Annotated in this window: 20 protein-coding genes; 12 read left to right on the forward strand and 8 right to left on the reverse strand. The window is 67.3% G+C overall.

Going from position 1 to position 15,959, the window contains the following annotated elements:
- Window positions 1-14 precede the first annotated feature (14 nt).
- From ACW5EG_RS08705 to ACW5EG_RS08735, 7 genes are all read right to left on the reverse strand, one after another.
- Entirely contained in the window at window positions 15-1,265 is a 1,251-nt protein-coding gene (locus tag ACW5EG_RS08705) for a PQQ-dependent sugar dehydrogenase (RefSeq protein WP_457019945.1), read from the reverse strand.
- A 514-nt stretch (window positions 1,266-1,779) separates the two neighbouring features.
- Window positions 1,780-2,247 (reverse strand): hypothetical protein, encoded by a 468-nt coding sequence (locus ACW5EG_RS08710; protein ID WP_457020103.1) that lies wholly within the window; start codon window positions 2,245-2,247, stop codon window positions 1,780-1,782.
- Complete coding sequence (locus tag ACW5EG_RS08715; protein WP_457019946.1) at window positions 2,247-2,453, reverse strand: PspC domain-containing protein; 207 nt, start codon at window positions 2,451-2,453, stop codon at window positions 2,247-2,249. The genes ACW5EG_RS08710 and ACW5EG_RS08715 overlap by 1 nt, the downstream gene beginning before the upstream one ends.
- Window positions 2,454-2,536: 83 nt before the next feature.
- Entirely contained in the window at window positions 2,537-3,607 is a 1,071-nt protein-coding gene (locus ACW5EG_RS08720) for a class III poly(R)-hydroxyalkanoic acid synthase subunit PhaC (RefSeq protein ID WP_457019947.1), read from the reverse strand.
- A gap of 1 nt (window position 3,608) precedes the next feature.
- Window positions 3,609-5,012: a class III poly(R)-hydroxyalkanoic acid synthase subunit PhaE gene (gene phaE, locus ACW5EG_RS08725; protein ID WP_457021269.1), complete on the reverse strand. Its 1,404-nt coding sequence runs from the start codon at window positions 5,010-5,012 to the stop codon at window positions 3,609-3,611.
- A 60-nt stretch (window positions 5,013-5,072) separates the two neighbouring features.
- Window positions 5,073-5,693, reverse strand: coding sequence for a CDP-alcohol phosphatidyltransferase family protein (locus tag ACW5EG_RS08730; RefSeq protein WP_457021270.1), 621 nt, complete (start codon window positions 5,691-5,693; stop codon window positions 5,073-5,075).
- Window positions 5,694-6,015: 322 nt separating this feature from the next.
- Window positions 6,016-7,851, reverse strand: a complete 1,836-nt coding sequence (locus ACW5EG_RS08735; RefSeq protein WP_457021271.1) for a 3-hydroxybutyrate oligomer hydrolase family protein — start codon at window positions 7,849-7,851, stop codon at window positions 6,016-6,018.
- A 92-nt stretch (window positions 7,852-7,943) separates the two neighbouring features.
- Here ACW5EG_RS08735 and ACW5EG_RS08740 point away from each other — a divergent pair, with 92 nt between their 5' ends.
- The 12 genes from ACW5EG_RS08740 to ACW5EG_RS08795 all read left to right on the forward strand — a co-directional run bounded on the left by ACW5EG_RS08740 (window position 7,944) and on the right by ACW5EG_RS08795 (window position 15,346).
- Window positions 7,944-8,762 (forward strand): 3-hydroxybutyrate dehydrogenase, encoded by an 819-nt coding sequence (locus tag ACW5EG_RS08740; RefSeq protein WP_457019953.1) that lies wholly within the window; start codon window positions 7,944-7,946, stop codon window positions 8,760-8,762.
- A 151-nt stretch (window positions 8,763-8,913) separates the two neighbouring features.
- Entirely contained in the window at window positions 8,914-9,369 is a 456-nt protein-coding gene (locus tag ACW5EG_RS08745; RefSeq protein WP_457019954.1) for a GNAT family N-acetyltransferase, read from the forward strand.
- Between the two features lie 10 nt (window positions 9,370-9,379).
- Window positions 9,380-10,045 (forward strand): response regulator, encoded by a 666-nt coding sequence (locus ACW5EG_RS08750; RefSeq protein ID WP_457019955.1) that lies wholly within the window; start codon window positions 9,380-9,382, stop codon window positions 10,043-10,045.
- Window positions 10,046-10,714: 669 nt separating this feature from the next.
- Window positions 10,715-11,434, forward strand: coding sequence for a hypothetical protein (locus ACW5EG_RS08755; protein ID WP_457019957.1), 720 nt, complete (start codon window positions 10,715-10,717; stop codon window positions 11,432-11,434).
- Window positions 11,431-12,072: a hypothetical protein gene (locus ACW5EG_RS08760; protein ID WP_457021272.1), complete on the forward strand. Its 642-nt coding sequence runs from the start codon at window positions 11,431-11,433 to the stop codon at window positions 12,070-12,072. Before ACW5EG_RS08755 ends, ACW5EG_RS08760 begins: the two co-directional genes overlap by 4 nt.
- Window positions 12,073-12,194: 122 nt before the next feature.
- The gene (locus tag ACW5EG_RS08765; protein WP_457019959.1) at window positions 12,195-12,431 is read left to right on the forward strand and encodes a hypothetical protein; all 237 of its coding nucleotides are present in this window, start codon (window positions 12,195-12,197) and stop codon (window positions 12,429-12,431) included.
- Window positions 12,432-12,849: 418 nt separating this feature from the next.
- Window positions 12,850-13,278, forward strand: coding sequence for a VOC family protein (locus ACW5EG_RS08770; RefSeq protein ID WP_457021273.1), 429 nt, complete (start codon window positions 12,850-12,852; stop codon window positions 13,276-13,278).
- Window positions 13,279-13,329: 51 nt separating this feature from the next.
- The gene (locus ACW5EG_RS08775) at window positions 13,330-13,755 is read left to right on the forward strand and encodes a hypothetical protein (protein ID WP_457019962.1); all 426 of its coding nucleotides are present in this window, start codon (window positions 13,330-13,332) and stop codon (window positions 13,753-13,755) included.
- Between the two features lie 183 nt (window positions 13,756-13,938).
- On the forward strand, window positions 13,939-14,490 hold the full coding sequence (locus ACW5EG_RS08780; protein ID WP_457019964.1) for a DUF1294 domain-containing protein: 552 nt from the start codon (window positions 13,939-13,941) through the stop codon (window positions 14,488-14,490).
- A gap of 95 nt (window positions 14,491-14,585) precedes the next feature.
- Window positions 14,586-14,765, forward strand: a complete 180-nt coding sequence (locus tag ACW5EG_RS08785) for a hypothetical protein (RefSeq protein ID WP_457019966.1) — start codon at window positions 14,586-14,588, stop codon at window positions 14,763-14,765.
- A gap of 7 nt (window positions 14,766-14,772) precedes the next feature.
- Window positions 14,773-14,931, forward strand: coding sequence for a hypothetical protein (locus tag ACW5EG_RS08790; protein WP_457019967.1), 159 nt, complete (start codon window positions 14,773-14,775; stop codon window positions 14,929-14,931).
- Between the two features lie 55 nt (window positions 14,932-14,986).
- Window positions 14,987-15,346, forward strand: coding sequence for a VOC family protein (locus ACW5EG_RS08795; protein WP_457019969.1), 360 nt, complete (start codon window positions 14,987-14,989; stop codon window positions 15,344-15,346).
- A 79-nt stretch (window positions 15,347-15,425) separates the two neighbouring features.
- Here ACW5EG_RS08795 and ACW5EG_RS08800 read toward each other — a convergent pair whose 3' ends face one another.
- Entirely contained in the window at window positions 15,426-15,914 is a 489-nt protein-coding gene (locus ACW5EG_RS08800) for an NUDIX hydrolase (protein ID WP_457021274.1), read from the reverse strand.
- Window positions 15,915-15,959: the final 45 nt, after the last annotated feature.

Raw genomic sequence — 15,959 nt, forward strand, 5'->3', positions numbered from 1 at the left:
ATTCCGTCTCCTTCCTAGGTGCGTGGTGCTGCCTGGCCGTGGCCGTCAACGGCACCATGGCCGTCATCCTTCGGCGTGAGCTTGAGCAGCCAGCCCTCGGCGCCGCGGGTGCCATCCTCGAGCAGCCAGATCGCGCCATCCGGGCCCTGCTCGACCTCGCGGATGCGGCGCTGCATGTCGAAGCGCTCGGCCTCGCGCGCGCTTTCGCCGTCGAACTCCACCCGCACCAGCGCCAACGACGACAGGCCGCCGATGAAGCCGTTGCCCTTCCATGCCGGGAACAGGTCGCCGTCGTAGATGACGAAGCCGGCCGGCGAGATCACTGGCGTCCAGGTGATCACCGGCGCACGGAATTCTGGCCGGGTGTCGTGGTCCGGGATCGGCGTGTCGTCGTAGTGCACGCCGTTGGAGACCAGCGGATAACCGTAGTTCTCGCCCTTGACGATGAGGTTGAGTTCGTCGCCGCCCTTGGGCCCCATCTCGTGCGCCCACAGCCGCCCCTGCGCGTCGAAATCGATGCCCAGTATGTTGCGATGGCCCAGCGTCCAGACCTGCGCCGCGATCTCGCCCGCCCCGGCGAAGGGGTTGTCGGCGGGCACGCTGCCGTCATCGTCGAGCCGGATGATCTTGCCCAGGTTGGTGGCCATGTCCTGCGCCGGATCGAACTCCTTGCGCTCGCTGGAGCTGATCCACAGCTTGCCCTCGTCGTCGAAGGCGATGCGATAGCCGAAGTGGCCGTCGCCGCTCCTCTTCGGCACCTGGCGCCAGATCACTTCGACACCTTCCAGTGCGCCGCCACCCGCGTCGTCGAGCGCCAGCTTCGCGCGCGCGACCGCGGCGCCAAGCAGGCCGTCATCGCCGCGCTCCACGAAGCTGATGTAGATCATCTGGTTGCCGGCGTACTGCGGATGCAGCACCACGTCGCCCAGTCCGCCCTGCGCGACATGCACCACTTCGGGCACACCGCTGATGCTGCCCGTGGTGTTGGCCGAGGGATCGTAGAGCTTCAGCGCGCCGCCCATCTCGGTCACCAGCAGGCGGCCGTCAGGAAGGAAGGTCATGGCCCAGGGATGGTCGAACCGGGCGAGTTGCGCGGTATCGAAAGTATGGGTGGCCGAAGCAGTTGGGCTCATGGCCGGTTCGACAGCCGCCGGCGCAGGATCCGTTTGCGCAGCGTCCTGCACTTCGGTATCGGACGTGCCGCCGCAGGCGGTGCCGAGGATGGTGGCGAGAGCCAGGGCCAGGCTGCGAGTGTGCAGGCGCATGCTGCGTTCTCCGGTGGAGGAATGTCGGGGACCGATACCGTGCGGACATTACGCCAGCGCGGTGCACGCCGCCGTACTCCAGGACACGCGCCGATGGCGCAAAAGCAGAAGGCCCAGTCTTCCGGTTTGATCCGGTCGGCTGAGCCTTCCTTGTCGAATCGTCTGCTTCGGGCTTTCGCCGTCGGTTTCTTTTTCGACGCAAGCAGAGTATCGCGGGTGCTGTTACGCGACCGTCAAATACCGCGACCGTTCGTCGGCGCTCGCCAGATCCGCATGAGTCCGCATTCGAGACGCCGGCGATGTTGTCTCCGGCATCGGCATCGGCATCGGACCGACACCGACACCGACACCGACACCGACACCGACACCGACGCAGCGTACCTGTCGACAGCAACGCCGCGTCCATCCCTGGCCTGTCATCTCGACCGAAGGGAGAGATCTGCGGCCCGTCGCCGGGATTTCTCCCTGCGGTCGAAATGACAACTTGGACATACCGACAAGGGTTGCAAACGCATCACCCCGGCCAGGGCCACCAGCCGCGACCTGTCTGCGCGTAGCGGTCGGCGGCGCGCTCGAAGCGGTTGCGCACGCTGATGCCGCCGCACAGCAGGTACAGCGGCAGGAACAGCGGACCCAGCGCCATGTACTGGTAGACGTGCGCACGCTCGTGGTCGCCCAGCACGATGCCCGGCTCGCTGCACAGGCCTGCCCGGTGCGCGTAGGTCATGCAGGTGGAATCGAGGCTGTCACCGCTGTGCAGGATCACGTTGCCCAGCGTCATCGCACCGCCCGGTCCCCACGGCCAGCGATGGAACACCAGGGCACGCTCGCGCCGATTGAAACGCGCACGCGCGCCGACCGGTACCGCGATCATGCCGGCCAGCAATCCGATCAGCGTATTGGGCAGTGTCCAGGCGATGCCGAGCAGCAAGCCGGCGGCCTCCAACAGCGGCGCCACGCGCGATCGCGTGGCGGGCTGGATCAATCGTTGCCTTCCGGGATCAGCAGCCACAGCACCAGGTAGACCAGGATGCCGGGGAACGCCGCCGACAGCACCGAGCCGACCACGTACAGGACCCGCAGCAGGGTTGGGCTCCAGCCGAAGCGGTGCGCGATGCCGCCCACCACGCCAGCAAGCACGCGGTCATTGATCGAACGGGTCAGGGCAGGCTTGGCGGTCGTGTTCATGGCTGTGTTCCGTGGATGCGCGGGCAGTCTATCGCCGGGATTGTGAAGAATCCGCTGCGTCCGATGACCGCCCCGCAGGACGCTCAGCGCGCCCGCGCCGCCAGCCAGTCGTGGATGGCCGAGGGCACTTCCTTCTGCGCGCGGCCCGAGACGTAGATGCCGATGTGCCCGCCGCGGAACGACAGCTCCGAATAGTCGCCCGTGCCCACCACGCCCTGCAGCGCGCGCGAGGCATCCGGCGGCACCAGGTGGTCCTGCTCGGCATAGATGTTGAGTACCGGCATGTCGACGAAGCCCAGCTCCACCTCGCGCCCGCCGATGTCGATGCCACCGTTGATGAAACCGTTGCCCTGGTAGAACTGCTTGATGAACTGGCGGAACGCCTCGCCGGCCTGGTCCGGTGAATCGAAGATCCATTTTTCCATGCGCAGGAAGTCCTCGAGCGCCCGGGAATCGTCGAGGATATCGACCAGGCCCACGTATTTCTGCACGAACAGCCGCCACGGCTTCAGCGTGAGGTAGGAGAAGTTCATCATGTCCGCCGGCACGTTGCCGAGCGTGTCGACGAACAGGTCCACGTCGATGTCACGGGTCCAGTTCGAGAGCATGTTGTCCGGCGTGTGGAAATCCACGGGCGTGACCATGGTGATCAGGTTCTTCACCTTGTCCGGGTGCAGCGCCGCATAGCACAGCGAGAACGCGCCGCCCTGGCAGATGCCGAGCAGGTTGACCGCATCCAGCCCGCTGCGCCGGCGCAGCACGTCGATGGCGCCGCCGAGGAAGCGATCGATGTAATCCTCCAGCGTGAGGTAGCGGTCGGAGCGGTCGGGATAGCCCCAGTCGATGATGTAGACATCTTCGCCGCGCTCGAGCAGCCCGCGCACCAGTGAGCGGCTTTCCTGCAGGTCGACCATGTAGGGACGGTTGACCAGCGCGTAAGCGATCAGCAGCGGCACCTTCGCGGTGGGCGTCTTTTCACCCACGTAGCGATACAGCACGACCTTGCCGTCACGCCAGACTTCTTCCTTGCCGGTGGCGCCATAGTCGTAGTCGCCGACTTCGCGCAGGCTCTGCAGGCCCGCGGCAAGCTTGTGGTGGAAGCGCATGGCCTCGCTGGCCAGGCGGTCGGGCGTGATGCCGAGGGGTCCGTGCATGTCAGCGTCCTCCACGCTTGGATACCGGCGCCGCATCGGGCGGCAGTGGCGTGTCCGGGATCGGGATGTGGCTGGTGAATCGGTTGGTCGGCGGACGCCGTGCGGTCACGCTGGGGCGCGGCGCGAGCTTGCGGGCGGCACGCTTGGCGGGCTTGCTCCGGGCAGCCGGTTTCGCAGGCTTGGCTGCCTGCACCAGCTTGCGCGGCGCTGCCTTGCGGGACGTGGGCTTGTTTGAAGTCGACTTGCTGGAAGCCGACTTGCTGGCCGTCTTGCCCGAAGCCGCCTTTCTCGAAGCTGTCTTGCCAGCCGACCTGCTGGACGCCGACTTGCTGGGAACCGCCTTGCTCGAAGCCGTCTTGCTGGCAGCGCCGGCCGAATCCGCCTTGGCCGTGACCCGCGCGGACTTAGATTTCCCCGCCGCCGCCTTCGCAGCCGCGCGCTTGCCAGGCGGCCTGGCACCGCGCTGGCCCGATGCCGCAGGCGTTGCCGGCATCGGCCCACCCTCGACCGCATCGCGCAACCGCCGCAGCGCACGCTCGAGTTCGACGATCTTGCGATGCGCGGCATCGACCTCGGTGCGCGTCGGCATGCCCAGGGTCGAACACATCTGTTCAACCTGCCGCTGCATCCCGGCGCGCAGGCGCATCTGCGCATCCACCATCTGGCCATAGGCCTGGCGGAACTCCTGCGACAGCGCGATCTCGGCGTATGCCTCCTCGGCCGCATCGATCCACAGGTCGAACAGAGCGCGCGGGGTTTCGATCTGGCGGCCCGGCTCCTCGTGCGCGGCCAGCTTGTCCTCGAAGATCGTGAACGCCTGCTGCGTGGCCTTGAGCATCAGCGCGTTGTAGGCGTTCTTGCTTTCCTCGTATTCCAGCAGCGACTGCGCCAACTGCTGCAGGCGCTCCTGGTGCTCGCGGCCGAGGCCAAACGCAGGCATCCGCAGCCACGACATGCCCTCGCCGCGCATCGCATCCAGCCACGGAGAGGCATCCTCGACCCACTGGTCCAGCCCACCCAGCCCCTGCCCGCGCATCGAGCGCAGCATCTCGGGAAAAGGATTGGTACCGGCCGCACCCAGCGCCTGCTTCCAGGCCTGGGTGATGTCCCCCGCGGTATGGTCGCGGCCCGCGAATTGCGCGGCCACCTGCTGCATGTGTCCATACCAGTCGCGCGCCTGGCTGTTGAAACGCTCCAGTGCGTCGTTGACGCCGGAGCGGCCGCCGTGTGCATGGCGCGTCCACGATTCGATCGCGTCCTGCCAGGTGTGCGTCCCGGCCTGGCCGCCGCCCGGGGTCGTACCACGCAGTGCATCGCCCCACGCCGCCCAGTACTGGCGCGCCAGCCGCTCGAAATCCTGCGCCTGCCCGCTGCCCGCACCGATGCCGGAACCCTGGTTCAACATGCCGTCCTCCTGTATCGGTCGATCATAGCAACGGCAAGCGACGCTCCGGTGTCAGGCGCCTCAGAACTTCGGAATACGGATCGTCTTGCTGATCATCAGCGAACCGGACAGCGCGTACACCAGGACCAGTGGATGCAGCTGCCAGGGACCCAGCTGCCACTGCCCGAACCAGATCGCGTCCCCGATCGCACCCTGCCAGGCCGCGATCGCGAGCATGATCACGATCGCCAGGCTGGTGGGGATCGGCGTGCCCTCGAAGAATCTCACTTTGTCACCGCCATCGGCCAGGGTCTCGGCGGTGACGTTGTAGCGTGCCAGGCGGCTGACGCCGCAGCCGACGAAGTAGCTCAGTACCACCCAGTCCCAACCGCCCTGCAGGCCGCAGGCATAGCCAAGCGCGGCGGGCGCGACGCCGAAGGAGATCACGTCGGACAGCGAGTCAAGCTCGCGCCCCAGCGTGGAAGCGACCTTGCGCCAGCGCGCGATGCGCCCGTCGAGCGCGTCGAAGATGAAGGCCAGCGGGATCAGCGCCATGCCGACCAGCAGGTCGCTGACCACCCCGTCCTGCAGGAACCGCATCGCCGCGAACACAGCGCCGGTGCCGCAGACCGCATTGGCCAGCGTGAACCAGTCGGCCAGCTGGAAGTCGCGCAGCATCGAGAAATGGCGGGGTCTGGACATGGCCGGTCCTGCGGAAACAACGGACCTCCAGAGTGCCAAAAGCGTCGTGAGGATGACAGGAGCGGGGGGGGGCTGCTGCGTTTGGCGCCTCGCCACGTCACTGCCCCCACCCCGGCCCTCCCCCGCAAGCGGAGGAGGGAGCAGGGCAGGCATGCGGAGGCTACTTACTCCCTCCCCCGCTTGCGGGGGAGGGCCGGGGTGGGGGCAAGCAGGTAGCTGCGCAACTGAACCAGCCCAAGACCACAGCGGTTGACGTCTCGGGGGCGCCGAAGGTACAGCACCCTGCATCCCCCCGACGCTTCGCCGTGCGACAGCCCCGCCCCTACTCCGGCATCGCCAGATTCGTCTTTTCCAGGGGCCTGCCCATCCCCCGCGGCGTGGTCGCGATTACCGCGTTGGCCGGCAATCCGCCCTCCTCGTCCAGGTGCGCGGTGACCCGGTCGAGCGCCGCATACACGTACGGCAGCAGCGGCACATAGCGCGCGGCATAGTCCGGCAGCCCGAGGAAACCATCGAAATGCTGCGCATTGCGCACTTCCCAGAAGCGCACGTCGCGCCCGGCCGCACGCGCCGCCGCCACGTAGGGCACGCTGCTGAAGGCCATCGGCACCAGCCCGTCGTCGGCGCCGTGCACGACCACCACCGGCAGCCCGTCGCGCGGCAAGCCGGCGCGGGTCGCTGCGATCCCCGCCTGCACCCGCCTGGCATCCTCGCCATCACCACCGTTGAGCGCACGCAGGCACTGCAGGCCGGCGAAACCGAAGTCCGGCGGCGCCAGCGATGGATCGACAAGCCCCACGCCCGCCCCCGGCGGAATGCCGCTGGCGTCGCTCCACCACGCGGCCTGCTCGGCCAGCGTGGCCGCACGCGCGGAGAAGTCGGCGTTCTGCGCCGAGAACGCAAACCCGCAGGGATGCTCGCCGACCCCAAAGCGTCCATAGGCCGAGGCATAGGTCGCTGCCACCGCACGCCACAGGTCGAAGCCGGTCGACAGTACGCCGGCACGCAGCGCTTCGTCGGTCCAGCCACTTGCCAGCATCCGCTCGTAGGCCGATTTCGCCTGCGCCGCGACATCGGCCCCTTCCACCAGCCCTGCGGCCGCCAGCGAGGCGCAGCGCGCGGTCCACAGCGGCGCCACCTGCGCGGCCAGCGGCGGCTGTGGCAAGTCCTGAAGATGCAGCTGCGCGCAGGGCATCAGCAGCGCGGCTTCGGCGGTGTAGTCGTAGAGACTGCGCGAACCGGGCCCATCGACATGGACATTGGGCTCGCCAGCCACCACCGCGTCCAGCCAGTCGCCATCGAGTTCCGCCGCGCGCAGCACCGCGCCGCCGCCGTTGGAGATGCCGACCGCGATCACGCGCGTGTTGTCGAACGTGAAAGGCGCCTGCGCCGGCAGCGCCTCGGCCAGCGACTGCAGGGCGAACTCGGCCGCCTGGCGCACATGCCGGCCCCAGTCCGCCTCCGGATTGTCCTTCGAGTGCGCGTGCCTGAAGCCCACGCCGGAGGCATTGACCGGCGCATCCGGCACGAAGGCCAGGTCCGGCGCCCCCAGCGCGGCGCGCGTGCCGTCCGGCCGGCTGCCGGTGTGGCTGTCGAGATCGTAATAGTCGCTGCCCGCGCCCTTGTCGGTATAGGCCACCGCGCAGCCCTTCGGCAGGCCCCAGGCACCGGCGACCGCGATCGAACCATAGATGCCGCGAGAGCCGGACGAGGCAGTGACCACCACGCAGCGTCTGCGCGCATCGAACGCGTCGGGCAGCTGCAGCATCACGCGGTGCGGATGGATCGCGCCAGGCACCTTCGCATAGGCATGGAACTCGCGACCCGGCACCGTGGCAACGCTGCCGTACAGCTCGCCATAGCCGCCGCCTGGCGCGAGATCGGCGATACCGCGCCAGTTGCTCCACAGTGCGCGGCGACGCAGCTCGGCCGACGTGGGATGGCCCGCATCGGCAAACGCCGGCGGCACCATCGCGCGCAGGCCGTCCAGGCCCAGACCCGCGGTGAGCAGGTCGTCCTGGCCGCGATGTTCGCTGCTGCGCTGCGCGCTGAACACGGTCGCCTCCGCTGTCTTCGTGCGCGGCCCCCCGGCACAGGCCACCAGACTGGCAACCAGCGCCACCGCGCACACTTTTCCGATCATGGATGGATAGCTCATGCCGGCACGGTAGCAGCCCGCCCGGCCCGGCCCATCGTACTTTGGTACCACTCCCACCCGCCTCGCGCCTGCTACCGTGGCCGCAGGCCCCCATGACCCCGAAACGCATGAATGACCGCTTCCTCGAAGGCCGCACCGCACTGGTGACCGGCAGCACCTCCGGCATCGGCTTGGCGATCGCCCAAGCGCTCGGCGCGCACGGCGCGCGCGTCGCCGTCAACGGCCTCGGCAGTGAGGAACAGATCGCATCGGCCGTGCAGGCCGTGCGCGATGCCGGCGCCCCGGACGTGCGCCACTTCGATGCCGACCTGCGCAATCCCGACCTGATCGACCAGATGGTGGCTGCCATCGATACCTGGTCCCCGATCGACGTACTGGTCAACAACGCCGGCATCCAGCACGCCGTGCCGCTGGCCGAGATGCCGGTAGCCAAGTGGAACGACATCATCGCCATCAACCTCAGCTCGGCCTTCCACACCATGCGCCTGGCGATGCCGGGCATGGCCGCACGCGGCTACGGGCGCGTGGTCAACGTCGCCTCGGTGCACGGCCTGGTGGCCTCGAAGGACAAGGCGCCCTACGTGGCCAGCAAGTTCGGCATAGTCGGCCTGAGCAAGGTGGCCGCGCTGGAATACGCCGCGGCCGGCAGCCGTGACAGCGGTGGCGTGACCGTCAACTGCATCTGCCCGGGCTGGGTGGAGACACCGCTGATCGAACCGCAGATCGAAGCGCGCCGCAACGGCGGCAGCCGCGAGGACGGCGTGCGTTCGCTGCTGTCGGAAAAGCAGCCCAGCCAGCGCCTTTCACTGCCCGAGGATATCGGCGCGATGGCCGTGTGGCTGTGCCGCCGCGAAGCCCACAATGTCACCGGCACATCGATGCCCATCGACGGGGGCTGGACGGCGCAATGACCGGTGCTCCCGTCCCCGCTTGCGGGGCTACGTACCCGCCGGGGTAAAGGTGGCGAAGACGAATGAGAGCAGCCACCGCAGCCAGACGACCTCTGGCCGCCACGGTCCCACGCGTTCCTATTGCATCACGGGCACCAGCCCGCCCACCGCCATGCACATCCGCCCCGCCGACCTCGACGACCCCGCTTTCGCCGCGCTGATGCAGCAGCACGCGGACGCCATGGCCGCCACCGCCCCGGCTGAAAGCCGCCACGCGCTGGACCTGTCCGGCCTGCGCGAGCCTGGCGTGCGCGTCTGGACCCTGCACGACGGCGACCAGCTCGCCGGCTGCGGCGCCCTGCAGCACCTCGGCCCGGGCCATGCCGAGATCAAGGCCATGCGCACCGCGATCGGTTATCTGCGGAGGGGCGTGGCCCGCGAGATGCTGGCCCACCTGCTCGCCGACGCGCGTGTCGCCGGCTACGCGCGCGCCAGCCTCGAAACAGGCTCGATGCCCTACTTCGAGCCGGCACGCAGGCTGTACCAGGCGGCCGGCTTCCGCCCCTGCCCGCCCTTCGGCCACTACGTCGAAGACCCCAACAGCGCCTACTTCAGCCTCGCCCTGTAGCCTGCCCGCAATGCCCAACCTGCTCATCGCCGACGACCACCCGCTGTTCCGCGCCGCCCTGCGCGGTGCTGCCGTGGATGCGGCGGAGGGCGTGGTGACCTGCGAAGCCGAGTCGCTCGACGGCGTGCTCGCCCTGCTCGAAACGCACGACGACATCGACCTGGTGCTGCTCGACCTGCACATGCCCGGCAACCACGGCCTTGCCGGCCTGGCCGCCATCCGCGCCCAGTTCCCGGCGGTGGCCGTGGTGCTGGTCTCGGCCAACGAAGACCCGGCCATCATCCGCCGCGCCCTCGACCATGGCGCCGCCGGCTACATCCCCAAGAGCGCCGGCCTCGACGAACTGCGCGAAGCCATCCGCACCGTCCTGGCCTGCGAACAGTGGCTGCCCCCTGCCCTGCGCGGCGCCGTCACCCGCACCCAGTCATCCCCTGCCGACGCCGATCTCGCCGCGCGCCTGGCCAGCCTCACCCCGCAGCAGTTCCGCGTGCTCACCCTCGTCGCCCAGGGCCTGCTCAACAAGCAGATCGCCGACCGGCTCGACATCCAGGAACGCACCGTCAAGGCGCACCTGTCGGTGATCTTCGAAAAGCTCGGCGCCCGCAACCGCACCCAGGCAAGCGTGATCCTGCGCGAGCTGGAGATCGGAGACCCGAGCCGGCAGGTGTCGGGGTAGGACGACGACACCACTGGGAGCGAGTGCGCGCCAGAACTGCTGGCGGTAACAGCGTCCAGACCGCATATCGATTGCACGACGTCGGCGCGCGCGGCCGCACATACGCCCACGCGCAGGCACGCCGGCTGCCACGTCCGGATCCTGCCCGATCATGCAGCGATATCGCACATCCCGCAGCAACGCCGCACGTACCGGGCGGTGCCGACAACACGAAGATATGACCCTCCCGGCACCGCGATATCTCTTATGGCCGCGCGTCCATACGGTATAACGCCGAGTCTTGGGCCAACGGGCTCGAGCGGGGCCAAGCTCCAAGCCACCAAGCCACTGAAACCGCGGAAGGTTCGCGCATTGACCGTGTCTGCGCGGCCAGCCAGAATCGGGTTGTACGGACCGAATCGGGTTGAATTAACACCCCAAGTGCAACACCCCTGAGATCTCGTGCATGCGCTCCCTCGGGCTGGTGGCGCGGACGTGATGGACAAGTGGCAGGCGCAGCGCGATGCGTAAGCCGTGCCACACCGCCCACCCCCGCCGTTATTCGGCTGCTCGCAGTTGCAGTCCACCTGGCGATCTCACTGGGACGGGCCCGACGCCTACCGCCTATCAAGTGCGTCGGACGTTTGCTGCGTCGCGGCGCGCGGTGACACAACGCCGCAGCCGCGTTCTATGATTGCGTTTCCAGGGAGCGGGGGAGAGGCAATGGGACGGAAGGTTCTGTATTGCGGCGTGGCGGGACTGAGCTGCGTCATGTTGCTGGCAACGCAGGTGGCTTCCGCGCAGGTTCGCAGCGCCTCGCGCCATGCCGTCGAAGAGCAGGCGCAGGCAGAGCGCGGCCAGGAGCAGCGCATCATGGAGCGGTACGACGCGCGCGAGCTGGAAGCGATGATGGAGCTGGGCAACGGCAGCCTGCGCGGAGTCATGGGGTACTCCATCAAGCCGGGGCGCTCGCTGGCGCGGATGCTCAGCCGCGCCGCCACTGCGGTGGCCGATCGGGAGTGGGTGTTCCTGCTGCCCATGACGGCTCATGTGGAGGCTTGGCATGACGCCTACGGCCTGAGCTTTTCCAGCCATCACCTGCGCAAGCTGCATCCGGATATCTGGAAGTACGCCGGGCGCGTGCGAACGGACCGCGAGGGCAACTTCGAATTCGCCGGCCTCAAGCCGGGGCGCTACCTGGTGTGGGCCGAGTTTCCGGTGACGTTCGAAACCGAGCGCCACGTGGATACCGGGCGGCGCAGCGTTTCGTATTCGCCGGCCTTTGGGTCCGGCAGCATCGATCCCGTCTACCGGCGGGAGTTCGGCACCCAGAGCGGCACGGTGACGCCGGGGCAGCTGGTCACGGTGAGGGAAGGCGCCGCCACCACCTTCCGGCCGCTGGTGGAATGACCGCGCGGCCCGCGGCGCCAGGCCAGCAAGGGCGCGGCGCATTGGATCAGGAATCAGGGAGAGACACGATGGATTTGCGGGCACGGCTGCGCCGGCGCGGCGCGTTGGTGGCGGGGCTGTTGATGGGAATGTCGACAGGCTTGCCGCTGGCCACGATGGCACAGGATGCCGACCCACTGACCAGCAGACAGCTCAAGTGCAATCCCGCGGCCGACCTGCGCTGCTGGTATCTGGTGGGTGGCATGGGCGAAGCGCCGCAGCGCGTGGCCTTCGTTGCACGCAACGTGGATGCACTCTCCGCTGGCATGCGCAGGATCGAGTACATCCAGGTAGTGGAGCAGGCCAGCCATCCACATCGCTTCTACATGTGGGATCTGGAGGTGGACTGCAACGCCGGCCGCTTCCGGGTGCTGCGCGACCAGGTGGGCAACGCCAACGGCACGGTCACCGACGATCCGGTGGAAAGCGACCAGTGGCAGGCATTCGGTGAGGGCCGGTTCGGAGAAGTGAACGCGCGGCCGCTTGCGTGCGCCGGCGGGGAGCCGCCTGCTGACGCCATGTTCGTGGGCAATGCCTATCGTGCGCCCGACATGATGCATCACTTCCGCAGCGTGTTCTGGGTCTCGGCGGGGCGCTGAGTGCCCTGGCCGCTCCTCGCGCCGGCTTACCTCACCTATGGTTCGGTGGCGCGTTACTCATTCAAGCCGATGTCGCTTCGCCGCGCGGCTTGATTCTGGTGTTTGACCGCTAGGACACATCTATGCCGATTGGGGAGATCGCTGGAGATGCGCTTGGCGGGGTTGCTCGTGTTCTTGGTCGGATCCTGTTCGAGATCTTCTTCGAGTTGATGATCAAAGGCGTGGGATATGTGCTACTTCGCAAGTTCCGGCCGAAGGCCGAGGCGAGTGAAGCGCAGTGCGCAGTCGTTGGACTGTTGTTCTGGGTGGCCGTTGCAGCAAGCGGATACTGGCTTTCCCGCCAGGCGGCAGCGGCCTGACCACTCATTCAAGTCGACACCGTTTTGCGGCGCGGCTTGATTCAAGCGTTGGCTATCAGGGGAAACATATGCGGAGATTGTTGTTCTGTCTGCTTTGGTTCGTGCTGTTTGCAGCTGTTGCGCTGACCGTGTCGGGAATCTTCGTTGCGTTGAGTGGCTGCCCTGAAACAGAAGATTTCTCTGTTGGATACGACTGCGGGAAGATGGCTTCGGAGCAGTTCATGGCCAGGTATCGTCTGCCGATTGTCGTTGGCGCCTTGCTACTTTCCATAGCGGGAACTTTTTTCAGCATCCTGCCGGGGACAAGGAATCGGTAAGTCCTCCATCGCATCTGATATCTACCAGGCGTCACGCACAGGGAACGCGCGATTGATTTCGGTCACCGGGCACAACAAGGCTGGTTTTTGCAGGTCTACGCATGAATCAAGCGATCGTCCACGTCTCACTCCTGGTCCGCGACTATGACGAGGCCATCGCGTTCTACGTCGGCAAGCTGGGCTTCCAGCTGGTCGAGGACAGCCCGCGGCCAGAGCAGGACAAGCGCTGGGTGGTCGTCGCTCCTTGCGGCGGTGCTGGCGCCAGCCTGCTGCTGGCTCGCGCCTCCACGCCCGAGCAGCTCAGGCTGATCGGCGACCAGACGGGTGGGCGGGTCTTCCTGTTCCTGCAGACGGACGACTTCTGGCGCGACTACCATCGGCTTGCAGGCGCCGGCGTGGAGTTTGTACGCCCGCCGGCGGAGCAGCCGTACGGCACGGTCGCGGTGTTCCGCGATCTGTACGGCAACCTGTGGGATCTGCTGGAGTACAACGGGTCGGCACCGTATTGCGATGACGTCAGCCGACCCTGATCCCGCGCAGCGCTCGCGGCAAGGCGCGACGGCTGGACGGAACTACGATGCGTGTTCCCCCACGACGCCGAGGTGCTGGGCCTCGATGTCGGGCGCTGCTCAAGGAAACAGATGAACCGGATTCTCATGCTCGCGTTCGCGTGCCTGGCGAGCTTCAAGTTCCTGGCCGTGATGTCCGAGGGGGCCGAACCCCTCGCGGCGACGGTCTTCATGCTCATGTTCGGTTCGCCCCAGCTGCTCTGGGTTGCGCTGTGCTTCAAATGGATGGATCGCCCGTCCGAGACCAGGACGGGGGCGTGGGTCGCGGCCGCCTTTGTCGGCACTTCGGTCTTTTTCGGCTCCTTTCCGGGAACGGGTACGCCCAGCTGGGCCGGCGAAGGCCACTTCGAGGTTCCGGCAGCCTTCCTGATCGAGTGGCTGGTTTCCATGATCGGGGTCGCCGTGCTGTTCACCCGGCGGAGAAGGCTGGACGCCTGATCTTTTCTGCTGCGTCATGTGGACGGCATGCTCGGCAAAGCGCGGCGGTTGCCAGCCGGCGCGAGGCCGCTATGATCCGCCATCGCCGTGCTGCGCCCACGGCATCGGCCACCGGAGGAAGCAGCCGTGCGACTCGCAGGCAGGATCACCGACTGGAACGACGACAAGGGCTTCGGCTTTGTCATGCCCAACGGTGGCGGTGACCGTGCCTTCGTGCACGTCAATGAGTTCCAGCGTGGATCGCGCCGTCCTGTTTCCGGCGACCTGATCTCGTATCTTCCCGGCAAGGATGCGAAAGGCAGGCTGCAGGCGCGCCAGATACGGCATGCCGGCCAGAAGATCGAGACGCCGCGACAGCCGTCCCGCGTGCCACGGGCGGCGCTCGGGGTTGGCGCCCTGGCCGCCATCGCGGCGGCGGCCGCCCTTGGGGCGATTCCCGTGCTGATGGCTGTCGCCTGGTTCGCGGCGAGCGGCCTGGCCTGGCTGATGTACTCCTTCGACAAGGCGGCAGCGCGGCGCGACGCCCAGCGCACCCCCGAGAACAGCCTGCACCTGGTGAGCCTGTGCGGCGGCTGGCCCGGCGCACTCATCGCCCAGCAGCAGTTCCGGCACAAGACGGTCAAGCAGCCGTTCCAGTCGGTGTTCTGGATCACGGTGGTCCTCAATCTCGCCGCGGCGTGGTGGCTGGTTTCGACCGGCATGGCGGATGAGCTGGCGCGGACGTTGGGCGGATAGCGAGAACACGGGCGCACAGGCATGCGGAACTGCTTGCCCGTGCGCCCGGTCCGGATGCAGCATGGCCACCCAGGCTGGACACACGGGAGTCCGACATGCCCGACCTCGACGCGACCTTCGCCGCCCTGCCCGGCATCCTGCGCAAGCATGTCGCGGGCATGCCCTTGAGGACGGACGAGCCGCGTCATCTCTACATCGAGCTGCCGGCCGCCACTGCAAAGGCCAAACCGAAGTTCTTCGCCGCAGTGCAGACGAAGAAGGCCTACGTGAGTTAATCACCTGATGCCGGTTTACGAGAACCCGGAGCTGTTGGTGGATACCTCGGAGGCGCTTCGCAGAAGGATGCAGGGCAAGTCCTGCTTGAACTTCACCGCCGTGGATCCGGCGCTGTTCGAGGAACTCGATCGGCTGACCGGCAGATGCGCTGCGGCGGTCCGCTAGCCGGGCGCTCCAGGCTCTCGCCGCATCCCACTTATCGTCAAGTTCGGAGACCACCATGCCGAAACATGAAAAGATCGATTACGTCGAATACCCGTCGCGTGACCTCGACGCCACGAAGCGCTTCTTTAGACAGGTGTTCGGCTGGACGTTCGTGGACTACGGCCCCGACTACGTCGCCTTCTCCGGCGCGGGCCTCGACGGAGGATTTTACAAGGCCGAGCTGTCGGCGCGCACGGAGACCGGGAGCGCGCTTGTCGTCTTCTTCAGCGACGCGCTGGAGACCACGCTCGCCAAGGTGGTGGACGCCGGCGGCGATGTGGTGAAGCCGATCTTCGATTTCCCGGGCGGCCGGCGCTTCCACTTCATCGAACCCGGTGGCGGCGAGTTCGCCGCGTGGGCCGAGCCCGAGGGCTGATCGGGGGACACTTGAACAACTGTAGTCATCCCTGCGAAAGCAGGAATGACGAGCAGAAAGCGGGTTGCTCAGGGGTTCCCTAGATTCGCGACACGTTCCACGACACCATCCGCCCGTCGCGGTACGGCATCACGCCATGGAAGGCGCGTGGGTCATCGTCGAACACCAGCGGCAGGAACTGGCGGTCACCGTCCCACAGCGGCAGGTCGAGGATGCGGTCGATCTCGATCCATTCGAGCGTGCCTTCCGGGTTCGAGGTGAACGGCTCGCCGGAATATCGCGTCACCACGAACAGGAAGCCGAACCAATCCTCGCCCTGCTTGCCGAAGCCCGGCCAGCTGATCGTGCCGCGCAGCTGCAGTTCCTCGCATTCGATGCCGGCTTCCTCGTGGATCTCGCGGCGCATGCCGGCAACGATGTCCTCGTCGGCTTCTAGCTTCCCGCCCAGTCCGTTGTATTTGCCCAGGTGCTGGTCGGCGGGCCGCGCGTTGCGGTGGACCATCAGCACGCGCTTGCGGTCTGGCGAGAGCACGTAGCCGAGGGTGGCGACGATGGGGGTGTAGGGCATGCGGGATGCTTCCGTAGGACGCGGGGGCGTTTCGGGAATTATCGC

This window comes from Luteimonas sp. A611, from assembly GCF_054072715.1.